Here is an 18,907-nt window from a genome sequence, read left to right as displayed (position 1 = left end):
ATTCCCCATTGCCCCTTATCCCCAGAGGGGGCCCCGAGTTCCCCATTCCCCATTGCCCCTTATCCCCAGAGGGGGCCCCGAGTTCCCCATTCCCCCTAGTTGCCGATCTCTCCCCAGTTCAGATATACACTAACGGGGGAGAGAAGCTAGAAAAACTAGGGGTATTTTTGTGCGATTGCTGTCAACTGTTGCTGCTTTACGCTGCTATTTAGCTAAACGCCGTTTTGAAATTCAACCTTCAAACACAGAAAAACTACTGCAGTACGAGATAACCGCAAGGTCTAAAACAGCAGTTGGTTTGGTTCCCACTATGGGGGCTTTGCATCAGGGTCATATTAGTTTAATTGAACGTGCGCGACAAGAAAATACCACGGTGATTGTGAGTATCTTTGTCAATCCACTGCAATTTGGTCCTAACGAAGATTATCAACGCTACCCCCGCACTTTAGACCGCGATCTGCAATTGTGCGAACAGTTTGGGGTAGATGCAATTTTCTCTCCTTCTCCGGAAGAAATGGGAGTTATCGAGAAGAATATACAAGAATCTATTGATACACAAGTTACCCCACCATCTGCTATGATATCTGGCTTATGTGGTCGTTCTCGAGTGGGTCATTTTCAGGGTGTAACGACTATTGTAACCAAGCTTTTTAACTTGGTACAACCAGATCGCGCCTATTTTGGTCAAAAAGATGGTCAGCAACTTGCCGTTATTAGACGGTTGGTTGCCGATTTGAATTTTCCGATAGAGATTGTTGCTTGTCCAACGGTACGGGAAGCATCGGGTATTGCTTTGAGTTCTCGCAACCAATATTTGAGTGCAGAACTTCATCAGCAAGCAGCAGTGCTGTATCGCAGCTTGCAACAAGCTCAGGCAGTGTTTCACAGAGGTGTTCGCAATAGTCAAACTCTTTTATCAGTAGTCCAGCAAGAAATAGCAATGGCGAGTTCTGTTTTAGTGGAATATATTGAATTGGTTGAACCAAATACATTGATGCCTATAGAAACAATAGAGGAGGAAGGGATGCTGGCGATCGCAGCTCGTCTTGGTTCTACACGCTTGATTGATAATATTATCCTGCGCGATCGCAAACCCATCATCGCAATAGATGGACCTGCGGGCGCGGGAAAATCCACTGTCGCCCGTCAGGTGGCGGGGAAACTTGGTCTAGTTTATTTAGATTCAGGGGCAATGTATCGTGCTGTGACTTGGTTGGTGCTGCAAAAGGGAATTCCCCTTGAGGATGAGTGCGCCATAGCAGAAGTCGCAAACCAAAGTTTTATAAAACTTACCCCTAACGAGGACTTACAGACTCCGGTGAGGGTTTGGATTAACGGGACTGATGTTACCCAGGTAGTTCGTACCATGGAGGTGACATCCAAGGTTTCCACAGTAGCAGCACAGAGTTCTGTACGTCAAGCTTTGGTGAAGATACAACAAAGTTGGGGTAAAAAAGGAGGTTTAGTTGCTGAGGGCAGGGATATTGGAACTCAAGTTTTTCCTGATGCCGAGGTAAAAATTTTCTTAACTGCTTCTGTGAGTGAGCGTGCTCGCCGACGTCAGGAAGATTACAAAAGACTTGGTCAACCTGAAGTTAGTTTAGAGCAATTAGAACGCGATATTGCCGAAAGGGACTGGAAAGATAGCACGCGCAAAGTTTCTCCCCTAAAGAAAGCGGCAGATGCTTTTGAGATTAATACTGACGGTATGAGTGTGGCTCAAGTGATTGAAACAATTGTTGAATTCTACCAGCAACAGTTGTCTTAGCGATCGCAGTATTTCCACTGTTTTTATCCGAGCGCTTATCTTTAATTATGCCTTATGGCGATTTAAATTGATATATAGCTACGGGCATAGAAACCCGGTTTCTTAAAGAAACCGGGTTTCTTGACCCAAGGTTGGACAGCAGCTTGTTAAGATCTGCTGTGTTGTTGTGTGTATCATCAAGATATAATGATACAAAAGTATTACTTTTTGACTTGTTGTCACAAAATAGCAACTCATGGTTGTGCTTGTAGAAACAGCCACAGGTACTTAAACTCCAAGCCTTGCTAAACCGTGTAAACTTGATATTCAAAACACTGAGAACTGCTCTGAGAGGACGATGAAAACATCTGCAAAATTCGACTTTGAGGACGAGAAGTATAGCGCACCAACTTCTCAAGTCATCCCTTGGTGTCAGATGATCAATCCTCGGTATGGCACAGAGGGCTTACAACCCTACGGGTTAGCGGTTAAGCTAGATAATGCTCGTGCAGTTGGCTTTCAAAGCGATCGCACCTGGCAGCAGATAGAGCATGAATTTAGTTCGGGAGTTGAAACGGTGTTTATGACCACAACTCCACGCTTAGTCATAGTCAGGCGAGGACCTTTATCTGTCAAAGACCGAGAGACTGGGATAAAATTAGGCACACTAAGAGATCATTACGATGCTTTTTTAGCAGACAAACTTAAATTTAAAACATTTACTCGCTATTTAATTTATTTAGTAGGGGAAGATAAAAAGTTTTTACATGAGACACCGCTACAATTAACTCTTAATGGTGCGGCTGGAGCAAGTTTCAGTAAAAGCTATTGCGAGTATCAACAAGGTAGGATAGCAAGTGGATTTCTGGCTGAATTAGAAAAAGCTTATGCTGGATTCCGTCGGCTACCTGTGACACCCAAAGGTCCCCTCTTTCACGCCCATGGGATTTTTTGCCCAATTCTTAACTGTGAAGAAAGAGGAATTGAACCAAATACAGTTTTGGTGGCTTCAACGGTGGATTACAAACATCCCACAGCTTCTACACTGACAGAATATCTCATTGCTTCTGATGCTGAAGAATCTCAAAGTATCTGCAAGACTTTTGAAGAGTATAAAGATTTTGGCAAGGATACGGCAAAAGTAGAAACACCTAAAATGGCGATGGCAGGAGTTTCAAATTCCTACGTCTATCCTGATGAAGATGATTTTGCTTATCCACCATATTAGGCGATAAAATTTTGGGTCTTGGATTTTGGATTGAGAGAGTCATGCCTAGACTTGATTTCAACCAATTATCCGTCGCATTCTTTGTTCAAATTGGTATAAATAGTCCGTCGATCGGAACCCCGACTTTTCTCAAAAGTCGGGGTTCTTGCTAGACCACTTGCTTTTGTTCTGTAATGCTTCATTATGTTACGGTAATGATATACCGCAAGCAGCACATGATATGGTAAGCAGTTTAAAAGAATTCATAGAAGAATCAGAACTGGTACACGTAGAAGACCCAGAGGAAAGATTTACTACTAGCGGTGTAAGTTGGGAAATTTATGAGGCGTTGCTAGTTAAATTGGAGGATAACTCCCATTACCGCGTTACGTACTTGGATGGAGTATTAGAAATTGTGTCACCGTCAATTAGACATGAAAAAGTCAAAAAAAATCTGGCTATATTGCTAGAGCATTTTCTTTACAGAAAACGCATTAACTGTATACCTATGGGAAGCACTACTTTTAGAAATAAAGCTAAAAAAGCTGGTGCGGAGCCTGATGAGTGTTACTGTATAGGAGAAGAAAAAAGCATCCCAGATATTGCTATAGAAGTCAATATAACAAGCGGTAATATTGATAAGTTAGAGACTTATCGGCGACTGGACGTCAAAGAAGTTTGGGTGTGGAAAAACAATGGGCTTAACTTGTACCATTTGCGGGAAGAAACACCTAAGAAATTTGTAGATTCTTATGGGTACGAGCGCATCCAAAAGAGTGAGTTTTTGCCAGAGCTAGATATCTCACTGCTCTCTCAATGCGCTTTAATTACAAATTTACTTGAATGTATCGACAAATTTGAGCAAGGCTTAAAAAGCCATGAGTGATATATTATTACCCAATTAGCTTATAGTTATTATCTATTACCTACTCATGGCAAATATTTGCTCAGCAGTGAGAGGTAAATTGAGAAACAGCTTGGATTCAATCCGAGCCTGCTCTCTAAATATTTTACTTGGTAGATATTCACTATTGTCGAGTTGATAAATTGTAATTGTAGGTTGCTTGGGCGAGCCGATATACCGAATTCCCCCGTAGGCGGCGTAATCCACAATCCAGTACTCTGAAACACCCAAATCCTCGTATTCAGCAAGTTTTGTGAGATAGTCGTCTTTCCAATTATTGCTGACTACCTCAATGATTCCTGGAGGCGGAATGTAAGCAGCCGCAGAACTAGAGCTACCTTTCATTCGTTGCCATTCAGCTTTTGCAAAAATCACAATATCGGCTTTGCGGCTTTTTTCCTTCTCTCCTGGTCCTATCTTGAGCCGAACCTGCTTGGATTGTCGGCAAACATAGGGTAAATCTAACTCCAGACAGTGAGTTTCAAGGTAAGAGCAAAGTCGCTCTATCAAATCCTCATGATTCGCATTTGGTTCTGATAATGGCACGGGAACTCCATCAATTAACTCAAAGTCCCTACCTGAACCATCATCCCAGGTAAGGAATTCTTCAAAAGTTAGTGGCTTGATGATTGCTGCGTACATGGCGAGCGCTTAAATCATAGGTTAATACGTTACCATTTCTATTGTTAAGGTGGGAGCCATGATTAAAAATGAGCTAGAGTATAATCTGAATTTCTTTGACTACACCACCAATAGGTGCTTGAATTTCCTTTTTTAATAAGAGGTTTGAGCTTGCGGTTGACAATTGAATTGTGTTAATCACTTTAACAATTACCCACCATTATCATTCAAAATTTATTTTTGATGATAATTTAAGAATTTGTTCTTGTATTTCTTTTTCTATAGTCTCTAATTCATCTATTTTTGCTAAAAAATCTTGTTTTTTAGTTCTAAGTTTTTCTAAATAATTTTGCAGGTAAGTACCGTGAATATATGATTTTGCTATTTCTGTCAATTCTTCATCAGTTACTGGCTTACCTGCAAAAGCACTGCTGTCTAATTCATCTAGTTCTTCTCCCCATTTAACGAGCTTGGCAATATCTTCCTGATTATTGATTAGTTCTGACATATTTTCGGCACCTTCTTTAATCGTGAGACTCTTGTCTTCTAATACGTTGTTGTAAAAGAAAAAACTCTGCTTGAATAGGTGTTAGCTCCATACTAGATGAACTTTCTTCATCCTCAATAAATCCAATCTTAGTGTAAAATGATTTAGAGCGAGCAATTGATATGACTCTCAGTCTCCCATTATAACCTAGCTCAATACTTTCTCTTGCCAATCTTTCTACCATTGATGTGGCAGCACCTTTAACTGTTTCTGGCTGGTTTTTAATGACATTCCAAGGAGCATTAGTTAGGGTATCAATATACAAACAGTCAAAATATTCTTCAACCATTGCACCAGCTTGCAGTCTACCGTTGATGTCTTGTACTCCCCGAAAATATTCGGGTTCTGTAACAACTCTTTCAATTAGATATCTGACTTTAGAAATACAATCTCCAAATTCTGTACCTCTTATCCTTTCAATTTGATTGTTATAGTAAAATTCTAAATATTCTTGAATCTTCGTATCCCAGACAAATAGTTTTGTGCGAATTGATGAATTAACTGAGGTTATGTATGTGAAAATATTCATATCTATTTTTTTGATACCTCATGTCTTGCACCAATATCTTAGAAGGGTACTGCTCGCGAAGATCGGTCAGACTGCTCACTCCAACGATTTTATAGCCTTTTGAGACAACACGCTTGGGTGTGATGGAGAAGCCCCCGCCCTTTGGGCGATCGCAATTAACAAACACAAGTGAAATCGCTGTCAACGTTTATACTAGCACTAACGGCTAAATCCAGATTACAAGTCTGGTATTTAGAAGATAAAGAAACCCGGTATCTGGGAGATACCGTGGTTTGGTGAGGCTCAGTACATTCTCACAAATCAATCTTGACTTACTTTTAAGGGGAGCCAGTGCATTGGATGATTCCCCCGGCTTGAAGCATCTGGCGTGGGTTGGGGGGATCTGCAATGCGTTAAATCCCCAAACTACCGTTGAGGTTGCGTAAGTCCTCATCAAATAGGATTGCTATATTTAAAATAAATAAGAATTTAACAAACTTATCTTCCATTTAACAACCAAGTGGTGTATAAGTAAATGGGTGAAAATTTATAGCTAAAAAATGAGTTTAAAGACTGTGAAGTTGTGAAGCTTTCTAGTCCACGTAATCAATTAAAAAAAGTAAAGGAGGTCTTTTTTTAAGTTGAGTTTTGAAGTTCTCTTCAATCCACACGCGGGGAGTCTCCATGACAGATTCATCACAAGCTAATTCGATAAATGTCCCAAATGTTGATAGTCTGGACATAGCTAGGCAAGAATACCAATATAACTACACCCATATTCCACCTCTGGCTATGCTAGACCGGCTATCTCCGGCGGAGGATTTCACCAATGGTTGGTATTTTTTGTTGGCTCAGCAATTAAGGGCTATTTTTGTTAATACTCTGATTACTAACCGAGGCAATCGCGGTTCCGAGTCGATTCGTGATGATGTAAGATTGTTTATCCTCGAAGTATTGCTGAAAGGAGCAATACCGTTCCAAACGAATATTATTGTTAAATTTTTACAAATTGTTCCTCAAATTCTAGCTCAAGGCATATCTCGAGATTTCAGAGAACTTGACGATCTGTTATTTTCTATCTTGAAGGAAAGCGGAGTCACAATTCTGAGAGATTCTCTGCATAAAGTCATTGAGCTTTTGTATGAAGGACAACCTACAGGACGCGCCACCAGTCTACAGGATTACGAAAAGTTGTTTCCAGTGCTTGGAGTGCCTGCGATCGCAGCAACGTTCCAAGAAGATGAAGTGTTTGCCTATATGCGAGTCGCTGGGTACAATCCTGTTACGATTGAACGAGTAAGCAGTCTGAGCGATCGCTTTCCAGTCAAAGATGAACATTACCAGGCGGTGATGGGAACCGACGATTCCTTAGCAGCCGCCGGAGAGGAAGGAAGGCTCTACTTAACAGACTATAGAATTTTGAATGGTGCTATCGACGGTACATTTCCATACTATCAAAAATATCTCTACGCTCCCTTAGCACTCTTTGCATTACCCAAAGGCTCCGATCCCACTCGTTTACTGCGCCCGGTAGCCATTCAATGCGGTCAAACCCCAGGTCCGGATTACCCCATCGTGACCCCTCATTCCGGTAAGTATGCTTGGCTGTTTGCCAAAACCGTTGTCCAGATAGCCGACGCCAATGTCCACGAACCCGTTACTCACTTAGGGCGAACCCACTTGTTCGTTGGTGCCTTTGTACTTGCAACCCATCGGCAACTTCTCCGCAGCCATCCCCTAAGCGTACTGCTGCGCCCTCATTTTGAGGGAACTTTAGCGATTAACGATGCAGCCCAACGAGTTTTAATTGCTCGTGGTGGTGGAGTCGATAGATTGCTTTCAGCAACCATCGATAACTCTCGGGTTTTAGCAGTGTACGGGTTGCAAAGCTATAGCTTCAATAATGCCATGTTACCAAAGCAATTTAAGCAGCGCGGCGTGGACGATCCTAACCTGTTGCCTGTGTATCCTTACCGAGATGATGCACTGTTGGTTTGGGATGCCATTCATCAATGGGTTTCAAGTTACCTAAACCTTTACTATGCTAAAGATGAGGACATTCAAAAAGACGCAGCCCTTCAAGCATGGGCAGCCGAAGCCCAATCTTACAATGGCGGACGCGTGTTTGATTTTGGTGAAGATGGAGGTATCAAGACGCGAGACTACTTGGTTGATGCCGTAACGTTGATTATTTTCACAGCCAGCGCTCAACATGCTGCCGTTAACTTTCCCCAGAAAGATCTAATGGGTTATGCAGCAGCTTTACCACTGGCTGGATATGCACCAGCCTCAACTCTCACAAAAGAAGTTGGCGAGGAAGATTATCTCAAATTGCTCGCACCCCTAGATCAGGCACAAAGGCAATATAACCTGCTGGCTTTGCTGGGGTCTATATATTACAACAGACTTGGTGAGTATCCACAAGGATACTTTACAAATCCACAAGTAAAACCTTTATTACAGGAATTTCAGAACAATCTCAAGCAGGTTGAAGCGACTATCAATCAGCGCAATTTGAAACGCCCAACCTATGACTATCTGTTACCTTCCAAAATTCCTCAGAGCATTAATATTTAGAGAATCAGTGACCAGTGACCAGTGACCAGTGACCAGGTGATTGAAAATATAAGGGCATCAAAGGGAACATTATGGCAAATAAAGATCAAATTCTCCAAGCTCACGAGCGCCAAATCTGGCTTTCACGTATTCTAGCCAAAGTTGGTTACAACACTCCCATTGGCAAGTTTCTCCGCTTAGTTGCCTATTACATGGATGGCATTTCCATCCTAGGTGCATGGAGGGACTTTCTTTACATCCGTAAGGACAATATTGGAGAGAAATTTTTTGCGGTAGACAACGCGATTATGCATACCTCTCACTCTAAGGTGAAGGAACTGATGCAAATCGAACCTCAAGTGAGGGGAAATGATTTAGGCATCATTAGAATATTAGCTCCTAGCTACCAGCTAAACAATCCACTCAGCTTGGGAATGAACGGTAACGAGCATACAGGAGCTCGCGCCGTGTTCTTACAAGCCTTACCAGAACCATCAGAACAGGCAGAAGTTTTGGGGTATTTAGTGGATCGCTCCCTAGCAAAGGCTGCCATACAAGGACAATTACATATCGGCAACGATTTGCAAGGGATGTTGCTTGAGATTTTGCATCAACTTGTTTTCGAGATTTCATTATCTGAAACAGAAATTGCTGCATCCCGTAATTACATTAAAGGGCTGGTACTCGCATCCTTGCCAAATTTCATTAGCCAGTACTTGCTTGCATTTAAAACTTACCCTAACATCCAACATCGAAAGCGTTTAATTGAGCGATACAAACAATCTCCAAAATGGCGATCGTACTTGGAAACAGGTGCTCGGTATCAGTTGAACGAACACCAGATTGCCAACAGCATTTTCGATATGATTCATATTGCTGGAACTGCAGGTACAAGCGCTCTTTTGGGATCTGTTATTGGTGTTCTCTGCCTGGATGAAACCTTAAGAAATGGTGTAGTGTCTGAAGTAAATGCTCTTTGGGATGGAACGGAAACTCCAAACGGATATGCGCTAGAACAGTCAACACTTATCCAAAAAGTTATTCTGGAAACCGCTCGTATGTATCCACCCGTGCGATTTGTCAGCCAACTTACCACCGAAGGGGGTGAAGTTGAGATTGGAGGGCAGAGATGTCCATTCCAACGGGGGACGCGTTTGCTTGGATCTATCTTCACGGCGAATCGGGATACCAACAGGTACAACAATCCTGATAGTTTTGACGTTACGCGAGATTTTTCAGATATCGTATCTTGGAACGGAGAAGGGCATGAGCGTGCGTGTCCCGGTAGATCCTTATCCATTGGCATAATCAAGATGTTTTGTCTGTATCTGTTCAAAAAATATGAATGGAACTCCTTTACACAAGTCAAGTGGGATTTTGAAAAAGTGACTGCTGTTACTCCTAATGATTTAGTGCTGCAAGGATTTACTCAACGATAAATGCTGGAAAGTATTTTGTAGATGACTTGTAAACGAGGAAAAAGGTAATGATTGGAGCGATCGAAAAAAAGCAACTCGACAACATTGCAACTTGGATGATCCCCGTCAAACAAACTAACTTACCAACCGTCCTAAAGGGTGTATTCTTTATGGATGGCAATCCACTTCCAGATGATTGCATCACAATGTACAACTTAGAATGGGATACAGAAACCCGTTCCTTCGTTCTACCCGTCTTTGCCCCAGTGCAATGGACTTTTCATAACTCGATTCTTGGATGGATATTACTTCGTTCTGCCCAATTGACTCAATTTCAGTACAAATTTCAATTCGATGATGAAACCCTACAGCGAGCGCAAATTACACCCTTTGCGTTCGGGCTACCGATTCCAAAGTGGATCGTCGATCTCACAATGATCCAAGACAAAGACTCTAACAATGGAGATATCTGGCAGCGAAAGAACGTATGGTTTGGGGGAATTCCACGGATTGGCGAATATACACTTCGTAGAGTTGTGGATGAAGATGGTCGTTATACTCCTGCTTTCAATGATATGCTTACCCTGGTTCAAAACGAATGTTTAGCGATCGCTAGATAAAGAATAACCAGTGACCAGTGACCAGTGACCAAAATCATCTGTTTAACCTTGACTTTGTAAACTTTTCATCTCATGTTGCACGTCTAAAGCAATTTGCAATGCTTCATTTAACAATCGTCCGTGCTCGCTAGCTTGTTCGCTGACTTGCATTGCTGTTAATGTTGCTAAGTTATTGGCAAATAACTCCGATCTACTAATAATAAACTTTTTATTCTCTCTTAAAATTTTTTCGGTTTTTAAGGCACGAACAAGATCGCTTCTTGTAAGCTCAAGTGCTTCAAGAACTTTTTGTCTTTCTTTTAAACTGACTCCCGGATTTCCCGCCGCTTCTATTTGGTCGTTAATATCTATTGCTTTAATAACAGAATTATATCTTTCTACATCATTCAATAAAATTTTCAGGGAATGTGTAATTTTTTTTTCAACCAGCTTCAGCCTTTGCTTCCAAAAAAAGTACAAGAAAATTTGTGCGCTAGAACCAGTTAAAAAGCCTAATATAATTAATAATAGCCAGGATGGTATTGCTACCCAAGTCGCAAAGAATCGGATAATAAGGTCAATGGCAACATAACTACCAACCAATACACTCAGTCCTATAAAAATTACAGTAGCACCTTCAGAACCTTTGACCTTTTCTATAAATCTCTTGACTATTCCTTGAAGAGGATGGCTAATAATTATTAGTTCATCGTTTACAGGCAAGTTAGTCAATTTCTGTAATTCTTTTCGACTAATCTCTAATCCTAGTAAATCATCAAGCACAGTTTTAATATCCTCGGAATATATAGTTTTTTAACAATATTATATAACAGAAAAATTTATAGAATGTTTATGATATGCTCCTATTGTTAAAGATTTTTCATAAAAATATCTTTTTGTCCATAAATTGAAATAGTTTGACCATAAATCAAGCATATTTTGTTACATTTTATTCTTTTTTCTCTGATTTCTGTTACAAGTAAGTCGGCACAAATAATCATCACTGGTTAGTAGTTGCGCTTTAGCGTGCTCAGCGCAACTACTAACGGAAGTAGCAATATTTTACATTTCGTTACTATAGTTGTGTTTTTTCAGCAAGCCCTACTTAGATTTACCTTGGCATGAACAGTTCTTCAGGATAAATCGGCGTTTAGGCGTAGATCTATACATCTAAGTAACAATTTGTAAAATACACAGAACAGAGATGCACAACGCTGTCAAGGGAATATTCTATAAATATCTTTACGGTGTGCGACTCGCTGACAAATTAAGGTTTGTGTATCTTTTTCAATACTGATACCTATTCTATAGTCACCCACGCGAATTTTATACTTGTCAGCGTACCCCTTCATTTTTTCCAAATACCCTAGTTCAAAAGGATTTTCTGACTCAAGTTCTTGAAAAATAATCGGTTCGATCCGGGCTTGTATTTCTTCTGGTAAATCAGCTAAATCTTTTAAAAACCTTTTAGTAAATTCAATCTTCCACATTCTTCTTCAATGATTGATAATATCTCAGAGCTTTATCTTTAGAAAGACGTTCATTATCTTCTGATTCTTCCATAAGTTTTGCCAATCCATAGTTTTCTAATATTTCTTCAATTTTTTCAAAATCAGCTATGGGTATTTGTACAGCTATTGGTTGCTGATTTTCATCCATTACATAATTTTTATTAATTTCTAGCATTTTTCTACCATCTATTTTGTGTATACTCTGTGACCAAGGTTAATAGTGGTGTATTTTTGGGAGAAATAATGGAACGCACAATTTCAGCCTTGGGACTATTTGTTTTTATTGGAATATCATACATCTTTTCTGTAAATCGCCGTGCTGTACGCTGGAGAACAGTGGCATGGGGACTAGGGTTAGAGTTTTTATTTGCACTCTTGATTTTGAAAACTCCTAGTGGGTTAACAGCATTCAAGTCTTTAGGCGATGTTGTCACCAGTTTTTTAGGATTTTCGGACGTGGGGGCAAAGTTTGTTTTTGGCGAGAGTTATAAAGATCACTTGTTTGCATTTCAAGTTTTGCCCACAATCATCTTTTTTTCCGCCTTCATTAGCGTTCTGTATCATTACGGGATTCTGCAGTGGACAGTGACTGGTATAGCTTGGGTGATGATGAAGACTATGAAAACTTCAGGATCTGAGTCTTTATCTTGTGCGGGTAACATCTTTTTGGGACCGACTGAATCACCACTGATAGTTAAGCCTTATGTACCAACAATGACACAATCAGAACTGTTTGCAGTGATGACAGGTGGTTTTGCCACGGTTGCTGGTGGGACTTTAGGAGCATATTTATCATTCGGTTTACCAACAGAACATCTCATAGCTGCTTTTTTTATGACTGCTCCGACATCTTTGGTGGTTGCTAAATTACTTTACCCAGAAACCGAAGTATCCGACACTGCAGGACAAGTGAGGGTAAAAGTCAAAACAAATTTTGTTAACGTCATTGATGCTGCGGCTTCAGGGGCGCTTGATGGTGCCAGGTTAGCGGTTAATGTGGGAGTGATGATTATTGCTTTCTTGGGTTTGTTAGCTGTAGTCAATGCATTGCTTGGATGGTTGGGGACACTCTTTGGATTGCCGCAACTTTCATTAGAATGGATCTTATCTTTTATTATGGCTCCTGTGGCTTTGTTTATGGGTGTGCCTTTGGCTGATTGCGGTCAAGTGGGGGTATTGTTAGGTAAAAAGACTATTCTTAATGAGTTTATTGCTTATTTAGATCTGAAGACTTTAATTGAGAAAGGTCAAATTTCTCAACGTGCGATCGTTATTGCTACTTACGCTTTATGCAATTTTGCTAATGTTGGATCTATCGCCATTACCATTGGTGGGATTACCGGAATGGCACCAACTCGCCAACACGATTTAGCTCGTATGGGTGTTAGATCGATGATTGGGGGTTTGCTTGCAGGTTTTATGACTGCTTGTATTGCTGGAATGTTAGTTTGATGTCATTTGTCATTTGTCACTGGTTACTGGTCACTGCTCACTGATGAAAGGTAGAGATTAATTAAGTTTATTATCTCTATATTTATCTAAATACAAATTTTTATGATTGAAGATGGCTTTAATCTTTTTTTGGTTTCAAACTATGTAGTAAGGGAATTGCATTTCAATAATGTATTATTCAGTTACTAAAACAATCGGAGGGGTACAAGTTCGCCGCGTCTTTACAAACTGGTAGCTTATTTCCACGTTAGTTCTTAAGTTCACCTCTTGTACTAAACATTAATGAAGTATCACAGCATTGATGAGCTTCTCAAGAACAATCAGGCTTGGGTTGCTGAAAAGCTAGCTCTAAACTCTACTTATTTTGAAGATTTAGCACGGGGACAAAAACCACCCTATCTCTACATTGGTTGTTCTGACAGTCGTTTGCCTTTAACTAATTTTACACGTACAGAACCTGGAGAATTATTTGTTCACCGTAATATTGCCAATCAAGTATCTCTCACGGATATTAACTTTTTAGCTGTTCTTGAATACGCAATAAACCATCTTGAGGTCGAACACATTATTGTTTGCGGTCATTACGGTTGTGGTGGAATCAAAGCAGCCTTGGAAGGAAGAACAATAGGAATTCTTGATAACTGGGTGAATCCAATACGAGAACTCTATTTGCAAAAACAAGACGAAATTGATGCTTTATCCACAACAGAAGAACGGCTAAATCGTTTAGCGGAAATCAATGTGATGGCGCAGGTAAAAAATTTGTACCAGACTTCAATCATGCGTAAGACACTCCACGAACAAAAAGCACCACTCGTTCATGCTTGGGTGCTAGATATAGGTAGTGGGTTAATTAAAGATTTGCAAGTCTGTACCATACCATGGGAATTAAGCCCATCATGTGCGATCGCTTCCACAAGATCTCGAACCCGAAATTGCCACTTTCTCGAAGACAAGGATTATATCCGATACATTTTCGTTAACGATTCCCAACACACGTTAACAAATACTCAAGCTAAGATTCTCTCTTAGCCAGGGCGTATCAACCATTGCACGAAGGAAAATCCCTCGCGCACCATTTAAATCTCTATCCATTGTTTGACCTGTGGATGAGGATTTAATGATTTTAGCTCCACCTAAGTTTTTCACAATTTCTCCAGACCAGCTAACTGTTTTTGAAGTGTAAGCTTCGTTAACATCTAGCACTACTTTGTTGTGCTCAAAAGCTTTGTGCTTAATAAATTGCTTAAATTTGTAGTGGGATAAAGTTAACATCTGACGTACAGATTTTGACCGAATTCTGCGTCTGGCTTTCTTTGACATCTGAGAAGTCTCAAAAGTTGGAAGCAATATTATGTCAAAATTATCTACCAAAAAACGAATCGATTTTTTCTGCAGTTCATCTACAAGGTTTTTGATTTTGCCACGCAGACGGTTGGCTGCTTTCTTTAATCTTCGTTTTAACTGTCCTCTGGTTTTAGAGATGCCACTACACAATTCATCTAACTTAAAACAAAGTTTTTGAATTTTTACATTAGCATTCTTACCCAACCAACCAAAAGAAGATTCTGAAAGAAATGTGAAAAACGTTCTAATGCCTGGATCTAAAGCCACAACGCGTCCTTGGTTCTCGGTTTCAAGTTGTGGACTTTCAACGGGAATTGTTAAATAGTAATCACCATAAGCGAGTACTAATCGACAATCCCCAAAGTTTTTCGGGAGAAATTCCCTATAGCAAACCTCACCTAAAATGGTGTGATAAATTCCTTTCTCTGACACAGCCGATTTGGGAATATAGCAAGATTGTTTCGGATCTTTTCTTGACCTAAAGTTCACTCGACTAATACCACCACCATTTTTGTACTTTGATTTGGCATTACTTACTGCCTTGCACGCATCCTTGATAGCAATAGACTTGATTTGATAAGGAGTGTCTTTGCACCAATCGGGTAAGCCACTAAGGATGCCACCCTTGATGGCTTTCCAGTTAGCTTTGACTACTCCATCTTTTAATAACTCAATAGTTTGATTAAACACAAATCGTGATACACCAAACCATTGATTAATCAGTATCTTCTGCACATGAGTCAGTCTTAGATAAATCTTCCTTGATTTTCTTGGAGTACTTTCTGAGTCCGTGCATTCGGCAACGGCATACGTGAAGGATTGAGAGTAAATCTTGGGTGAGTTCTGATTCCGGGCAGTATACAGCTTTGTCAAGAACCACGATTTGTCCACCGTTTTGCTCGACCATGTACTGTATAAGCTCGAATCCAAACCGTGCGAGTCTGTCACGACAGGCAACAATAAGTGTGAACTTATCCCCGCGCAAAAGTCTGTCCAGTAGGGCTTGCAGTCCTTTACGCTTGAAGTTGATTCCTGAACCAACGTCTCTAATAAACTCGGCGTTGGGGTAGAGGGATTGCATATAAGCGACTTGTCTATCAAGGTCGTCACGTTGTTTTGAGGAGCTGACTCGACAGTAACAAATAGTGGTAATTCCAGTTGAATCGCCTTTGGTATATGATTCAACGTCGTAGAGTCTTTGTCCTGCCGAGTTTTTGATGCTTTTGATTTTGCCTTCATCTGCATATTTCCTCAAAGTATTTGGGTGCAATCCCAGAAATTCGACCGCTTTTCTGAGTGGTATGTATGCCATACACTTATCTTAGCATACTTAAATAAAAGTGAGCAAATATTAACAAAGGACTAACTAGTTAACAACCTCAAGGACGGGTTCTCTAAAGTTTTCTCGCAGAGCGTCCAATGTACCCAGATCTGTAGGATACCCTGATACGTCAATCTCAAAAGTGACTATGGGATAAAAATGTTAAAATGATACTGACTGCACGCTGACGAACATACAAACCATCACTCCCAATCTCCAAAAGAGCAGTCCGGTTTGGGGACAGTAGATGGAATAAGCGACAGCAGTATAGAGGAGTTTTACCATCGAGTGTTGGAGGGGCGATCGCGTACAGATGCTTTGCGTGAGACTCAATTAGAAATGAAGAAAAAGTATCCTAATCCACTTTACTGGGGTGTTTTTATTTGCCAAGGCGATCCTAAACCACTACAGAACAATGTATAATCCATGAGGTAAGTAGAGTTACACAGTTGTAGCTTAGCGTAGTATTCAGTGAATTGACAGTGAGGGCTAAGATGACTGGTTGTCCAGTTTGCCAGACTGAATATATTGAAGGCAGAATTAATTGCTGCTCAAGATGCGGCTGGGATGTAACTCCCTACCCATCAACCTTTTCTGGTCAAATACCAGAGGCATTTTTGCAAAAAGAGCAAGCAAAACTGGCTTGGGCTAGAAAGGTTTGGGAAAGTTTACAGGTGTGTCAAGGGCAACTTGTTCAAGCGGGAATGAATTGCCAATCTCCAGCACCAGAAGGTTTGTCAAGATTGCAAGAATTTAGAATACTGGAAGCTTTTTTGGAAGATGGCAGGTGGAAAGATGCAGACCGAGAAACGGTTATATTGATGCTGAAAACAGCTAAGCGAGAAAAGCAAGGTTACATGAACATTGAAAGCCTTCGCAAATTTCCGTGTGAAGTTCTACATATCATTGATAAACTATGGGTGCAATACAGTCATGGACGCTTTGGTTTTAGCGTTCAAAATCGGATTTGGAAAAAGATAGCAGGAGATTCTAATCCAGATCAAAAAACCTATGAAAAGTTTGGGGAAATGGTTGGTTGGCGAGGCAAAAACGGATTATGGTATGGAGATCTCTTAATATTTGATGTGAAGAAAGCACCCCAAGGACATCTACCATTAGGACGGATAGGGGATATTGCATTGGCTGTTAGAGTGGCTGGGTGGTTGGGGGGGTTTGGTTTAGAGAGAATTGTTGCAATTTCGTCTAAACTAGATGCTTGTGGCATAAAATAGCTAGCAAGTTCAAGAGGTGCAGAAGTTACGGCATGACTCTCGCCCTGACAACTCATTTTGACGATTAGCCATTAGCGCTATGTTTTTGCCAATATTTCGTAACATACCAAGTTATCCATGCTGCCACTAACCCGGAAATGATACTTCCGAAAACCCAGAGAATAAAAGGATGGGGAGGAACAGAGAAAGTGGGAGATAAGGGAAGTCGAATCGGGTTCTCTTTTGTCACTTGGCTAGAAGCAGAAATGACAATCCCTCCCACGGATAACCCAGCGCCTACTGCAAAGACTGTAGTTTGAAAGTTCCGCTCGCGTTCTTTTTCGAGTTTCTCTTGTTGATCATCGCGTTCAGCTTGGTCTAATTCTACTATACCTCGACTCAGAGCGATCGCTTGTTGAAACATATTTTGCCCTGGGGATAAGTATTTCAAGTCTGTCTGAATCTGTTTATGCAAGCGCAAACAAGTGCGATTGTAAAAATTCTTTAAAAACTTTAAATCATCATCGTCAAATTTTTCTTGACTTTTTTGGTCAATTTTCGACAACCATGTGTTGTAGTTTGTTCTGTTAGTGAGGATAGAAGAGTCACTATCAACCATATCTCTGAGAGTACGAGCGTATTTAAACCCAAGGGATGAGAGAGTGGAGAGCAATTCTTTGAGCTTTTCTAGTCGGCGTGCTGAATCTGTAGGCAAGTTATTAAAAATCTGGGCTTTTTCTTCCAATTGACTATAGAGTTGCCGTGCAACCGAATAACACTGTCTTGCCTGATGATAGGCGAAAAGGATTTTACTACGGCACATCAGGAGATTTAACAGAAAATTTGTTTCTTTTGGCAAGTCTATGGAATTACTAGGAGGTTTTAACCATACCCAAAGATGAATATGTTGGGTAGGTGCTTCCTGCTTGTTTTCATACTCAAAAATTGGATTCCCAAAAAGTTTTCCTTGAGCAACACAACTGACTTGGCTTGCAATTGTTTCAGATAACAGAGCCTCAACGCAATCATTTGCTAAGGTTTGATAGTCATCGCTATCATTGAGCGATTCGGCAAACAGCAACAGTGTTTCACCCAAACTTGGACGCATCCAACTAGACAAGAAGTAGCCGTTGGGATTAAGCTGATTGAGTAGCTTAATATCTACCAATTCCTTGTAGCGCAGAGTAAAGTCAACTGCGTAAGTATCGTGAATGCGAAGTGGATAAATTTCTCCCCAACATTCTGGGCTGTTTAGTGAAGTAGGAACTTGAAATTTCAGAATTGGTGTTTGTTCTAATAAATTTAATGGTAGACTAGAGTGCTTATTGTAATGCTTCTGTTCTAAAGCTTTTTGTTCTAGAGTAGGATTATAAACGCCTGGATTCCCCTCGTAGCAAACAAGTTTTGACTTAAGGGACGCTATTGGATCAAGATTGAGTTGTTGTCCGAGTTCAACACATTGCTCCCATAAATGCTCAGCATTTTCTTTGACTTGATTAGAATCTTCGTTCAGGGTATGACGTAAATGGAAGGCAAAAAGAGTGAGGCTAGGATTGCGAATTTGCAGCGCCCTTGAGTTTTGGTTCATTGTTGAGAATCCAAAGGAGATTGGGGTGGAGGAGATGGTTGTTGTTTGGGCGAAGGAAAACTCTCACGCATAGCGTTGACAATTTGTTCTTTATAGTCTTTCGGGTTAACTGGCTCAGGGTTTTCCAATGGACCTCTTGTTATACTATCTGAGTTTTGAGCGATAAGAGGCAGAAGCTCGTTCCATACTTCTTGATAATCTTGAGACCATTCAGCAATCGCATTTGCGACTTTATTGGCATCATTTGGTAAACCAGGAAATAATTCCCATAACTGTGCTTGTTGTTGCTCTGAAAATAAAGAGGGTTGGGATTGAATCAGTTGAGCAAACGCTTTTATCTTCTGTTCATCAAGTAACATAAATAACCTCT

At 40.6% G+C, this 18,907-nt stretch carries 20 protein-coding genes; 10 read left to right on the top strand and 10 right to left on the bottom strand.

Annotated features, from left to right (window positions below):
* The first annotated feature begins 169 nt into the window (after positions 1-169).
* The 3 genes from WA1_RS37795 (at position 170) to WA1_RS37785 (ending at position 3,840) form a co-directional block, all read left to right on the top strand.
* Positions 170-1,768 (top strand): bifunctional pantoate--beta-alanine ligase/(d)CMP kinase, encoded by a 1,599-nt coding sequence (locus WA1_RS37795; protein WP_017747962.1) that lies wholly within the window; start codon positions 170-172, stop codon positions 1,766-1,768.
* A gap of 337 nt (positions 1,769-2,105) precedes the next feature.
* Positions 2,106-2,975, top strand: a complete 870-nt coding sequence (locus WA1_RS37790; RefSeq protein WP_017747961.1) for a DUF5895 domain-containing protein — start codon at positions 2,106-2,108, stop codon at positions 2,973-2,975.
* Positions 2,976-3,195: 220 nt separating this feature from the next.
* On the top strand, positions 3,196-3,840 hold the full coding sequence (locus WA1_RS37785; protein ID WP_017747960.1) for a Uma2 family endonuclease: 645 nt from the start codon (positions 3,196-3,198) through the stop codon (positions 3,838-3,840).
* 36 nt (positions 3,841-3,876) lie between these two features.
* Here the strand turns inward: WA1_RS37785 and WA1_RS37780 are convergent, their stop codons facing one another.
* From WA1_RS37780 to WA1_RS37770, 3 genes are all read right to left on the bottom strand, one after another.
* Entirely contained in the window at positions 3,877-4,500 is a 624-nt protein-coding gene (locus WA1_RS37780) for a Uma2 family endonuclease (RefSeq protein WP_017747959.1), read from the bottom strand.
* A 202-nt stretch (positions 4,501-4,702) separates the two neighbouring features.
* A complete protein-coding gene (locus tag WA1_RS37775; protein ID WP_017747958.1) occupies positions 4,703-4,987 on the bottom strand; it encodes a hypothetical protein in 285 nt (94 codons plus the stop codon).
* Positions 4,988-5,003: 16 nt separating this feature from the next.
* Positions 5,004-5,555 (bottom strand): hypothetical protein, encoded by a 552-nt coding sequence (locus WA1_RS37770; protein WP_017747957.1) that lies wholly within the window; start codon positions 5,553-5,555, stop codon positions 5,004-5,006.
* 663 nt (positions 5,556-6,218) lie between these two features.
* Here WA1_RS37770 and WA1_RS37765 point away from each other — a divergent pair.
* The 3 genes from WA1_RS37765 (at position 6,219) to WA1_RS37755 (ending at position 10,128) form a co-directional block, all read left to right on the top strand.
* Positions 6,219-8,111 carry a lipoxygenase family protein gene (locus WA1_RS37765; RefSeq protein ID WP_017747955.1) on the top strand — a complete coding sequence of 631 codons (1,893 nt, stop codon included), beginning with the start codon at positions 6,219-6,221 and terminating at the stop codon, positions 8,109-8,111.
* A 71-nt stretch (positions 8,112-8,182) separates the two neighbouring features.
* Positions 8,183-9,529, top strand: a complete 1,347-nt coding sequence (locus tag WA1_RS37760) for a cytochrome P450 (protein WP_017747954.1) — start codon at positions 8,183-8,185, stop codon at positions 9,527-9,529.
* 47 nt (positions 9,530-9,576) lie between these two features.
* Entirely contained in the window at positions 9,577-10,128 is a 552-nt protein-coding gene (locus WA1_RS37755; RefSeq protein ID WP_017747953.1) for a hypothetical protein, read from the top strand.
* A gap of 42 nt (positions 10,129-10,170) precedes the next feature.
* Here WA1_RS37755 and WA1_RS37750 read toward each other — a convergent pair whose 3' ends face one another.
* The 3 genes from WA1_RS37750 to WA1_RS37740 all read right to left on the bottom strand — a co-directional run bounded on the left by WA1_RS37750 (position 10,171) and on the right by WA1_RS37740 (position 11,793).
* On the bottom strand, positions 10,171-10,890 hold the full coding sequence (locus WA1_RS37750) for a hypothetical protein (RefSeq protein WP_017747952.1): 720 nt from the start codon (positions 10,888-10,890) through the stop codon (positions 10,171-10,173).
* Between the two features lie 434 nt (positions 10,891-11,324).
* A complete protein-coding gene (locus WA1_RS37745) occupies positions 11,325-11,597 on the bottom strand; it encodes a type II toxin-antitoxin system RelE family toxin (RefSeq protein WP_017747951.1) in 273 nt (90 codons plus the stop codon).
* Positions 11,584-11,793, bottom strand: coding sequence for a hypothetical protein (locus WA1_RS37740; RefSeq protein WP_017747950.1), 210 nt, complete (start codon positions 11,791-11,793; stop codon positions 11,584-11,586). The genes WA1_RS37745 and WA1_RS37740 overlap by 14 nt, the downstream gene beginning before the upstream one ends.
* A 68-nt stretch (positions 11,794-11,861) precedes the next feature.
* On the opposite strand from WA1_RS37740, the gene WA1_RS37735 reads away from it, so the two are divergent.
* Positions 11,862-13,070, top strand: coding sequence for a NupC/NupG family nucleoside CNT transporter (locus tag WA1_RS37735; protein ID WP_066613156.1), 1,209 nt, complete (start codon positions 11,862-11,864; stop codon positions 13,068-13,070).
* A gap of 282 nt (positions 13,071-13,352) precedes the next feature.
* Positions 13,353-14,102 carry a carbonic anhydrase gene (locus WA1_RS37730; RefSeq protein ID WP_017747948.1) on the top strand — a complete coding sequence of 250 codons (750 nt, stop codon included), beginning with the start codon at positions 13,353-13,355 and terminating at the stop codon, positions 14,100-14,102.
* Here WA1_RS37730 and WA1_RS37725 read toward each other — a convergent pair.
* Positions 14,070-15,152 carry an RNA-guided endonuclease InsQ/TnpB family protein gene (locus tag WA1_RS37725; protein WP_017747947.1) on the bottom strand — a complete coding sequence of 361 codons (1,083 nt, stop codon included), beginning with the start codon at positions 15,150-15,152 and terminating at the stop codon, positions 14,070-14,072. The two genes, WA1_RS37730 and WA1_RS37725, sit on opposite strands and share 33 nt — an antisense overlap.
* Positions 15,133-15,729 (bottom strand): IS607 family transposase, encoded by a 597-nt coding sequence (locus tag WA1_RS53910; RefSeq protein ID WP_017747946.1) that lies wholly within the window; start codon positions 15,727-15,729, stop codon positions 15,133-15,135. The genes WA1_RS37725 and WA1_RS53910 overlap by 20 nt, the downstream gene beginning before the upstream one ends.
* 243 nt (positions 15,730-15,972) lie before the next feature.
* Between WA1_RS53910 and WA1_RS55955 the strand changes: the two genes are divergently transcribed.
* Positions 15,973-16,161 (top strand): CHAT domain-containing protein, encoded by a 189-nt coding sequence (locus WA1_RS55955; protein WP_017747945.1) that lies wholly within the window; start codon positions 15,973-15,975, stop codon positions 16,159-16,161.
* Positions 16,162-16,232: 71 nt separating this feature from the next.
* Complete coding sequence (locus tag WA1_RS58915; protein WP_017747944.1) at positions 16,233-16,970, top strand: GUN4 domain-containing protein; 738 nt, start codon at positions 16,233-16,235, stop codon at positions 16,968-16,970.
* Positions 16,971-17,034: 64 nt separating this feature from the next.
* Here the strand turns inward: WA1_RS58915 and WA1_RS37715 are convergent, their stop codons facing one another.
* Complete coding sequence (locus WA1_RS37715; protein ID WP_017747943.1) at positions 17,035-18,537, bottom strand: hypothetical protein; 1,503 nt, start codon at positions 18,535-18,537, stop codon at positions 17,035-17,037.
* A complete protein-coding gene (locus WA1_RS37710) occupies positions 18,534-18,896 on the bottom strand; it encodes a hypothetical protein (RefSeq protein ID WP_017747942.1) in 363 nt (120 codons plus the stop codon). Before WA1_RS37710 ends, WA1_RS37715 begins: the two co-directional genes overlap by 4 nt.
* Positions 18,897-18,907 lie beyond the last annotated feature (11 nt).

This window comes from Scytonema hofmannii PCC 7110 (assembly GCF_000346485.2).
Taxonomy (GTDB): domain Bacteria; phylum Cyanobacteriota; class Cyanobacteriia; order Cyanobacteriales; family Nostocaceae; genus Scytonema; species Scytonema hofmannii.
Note: the sequence above shows the minus strand (reverse complement) of the source record. Positions and strands in the feature narration are given on the sequence as shown.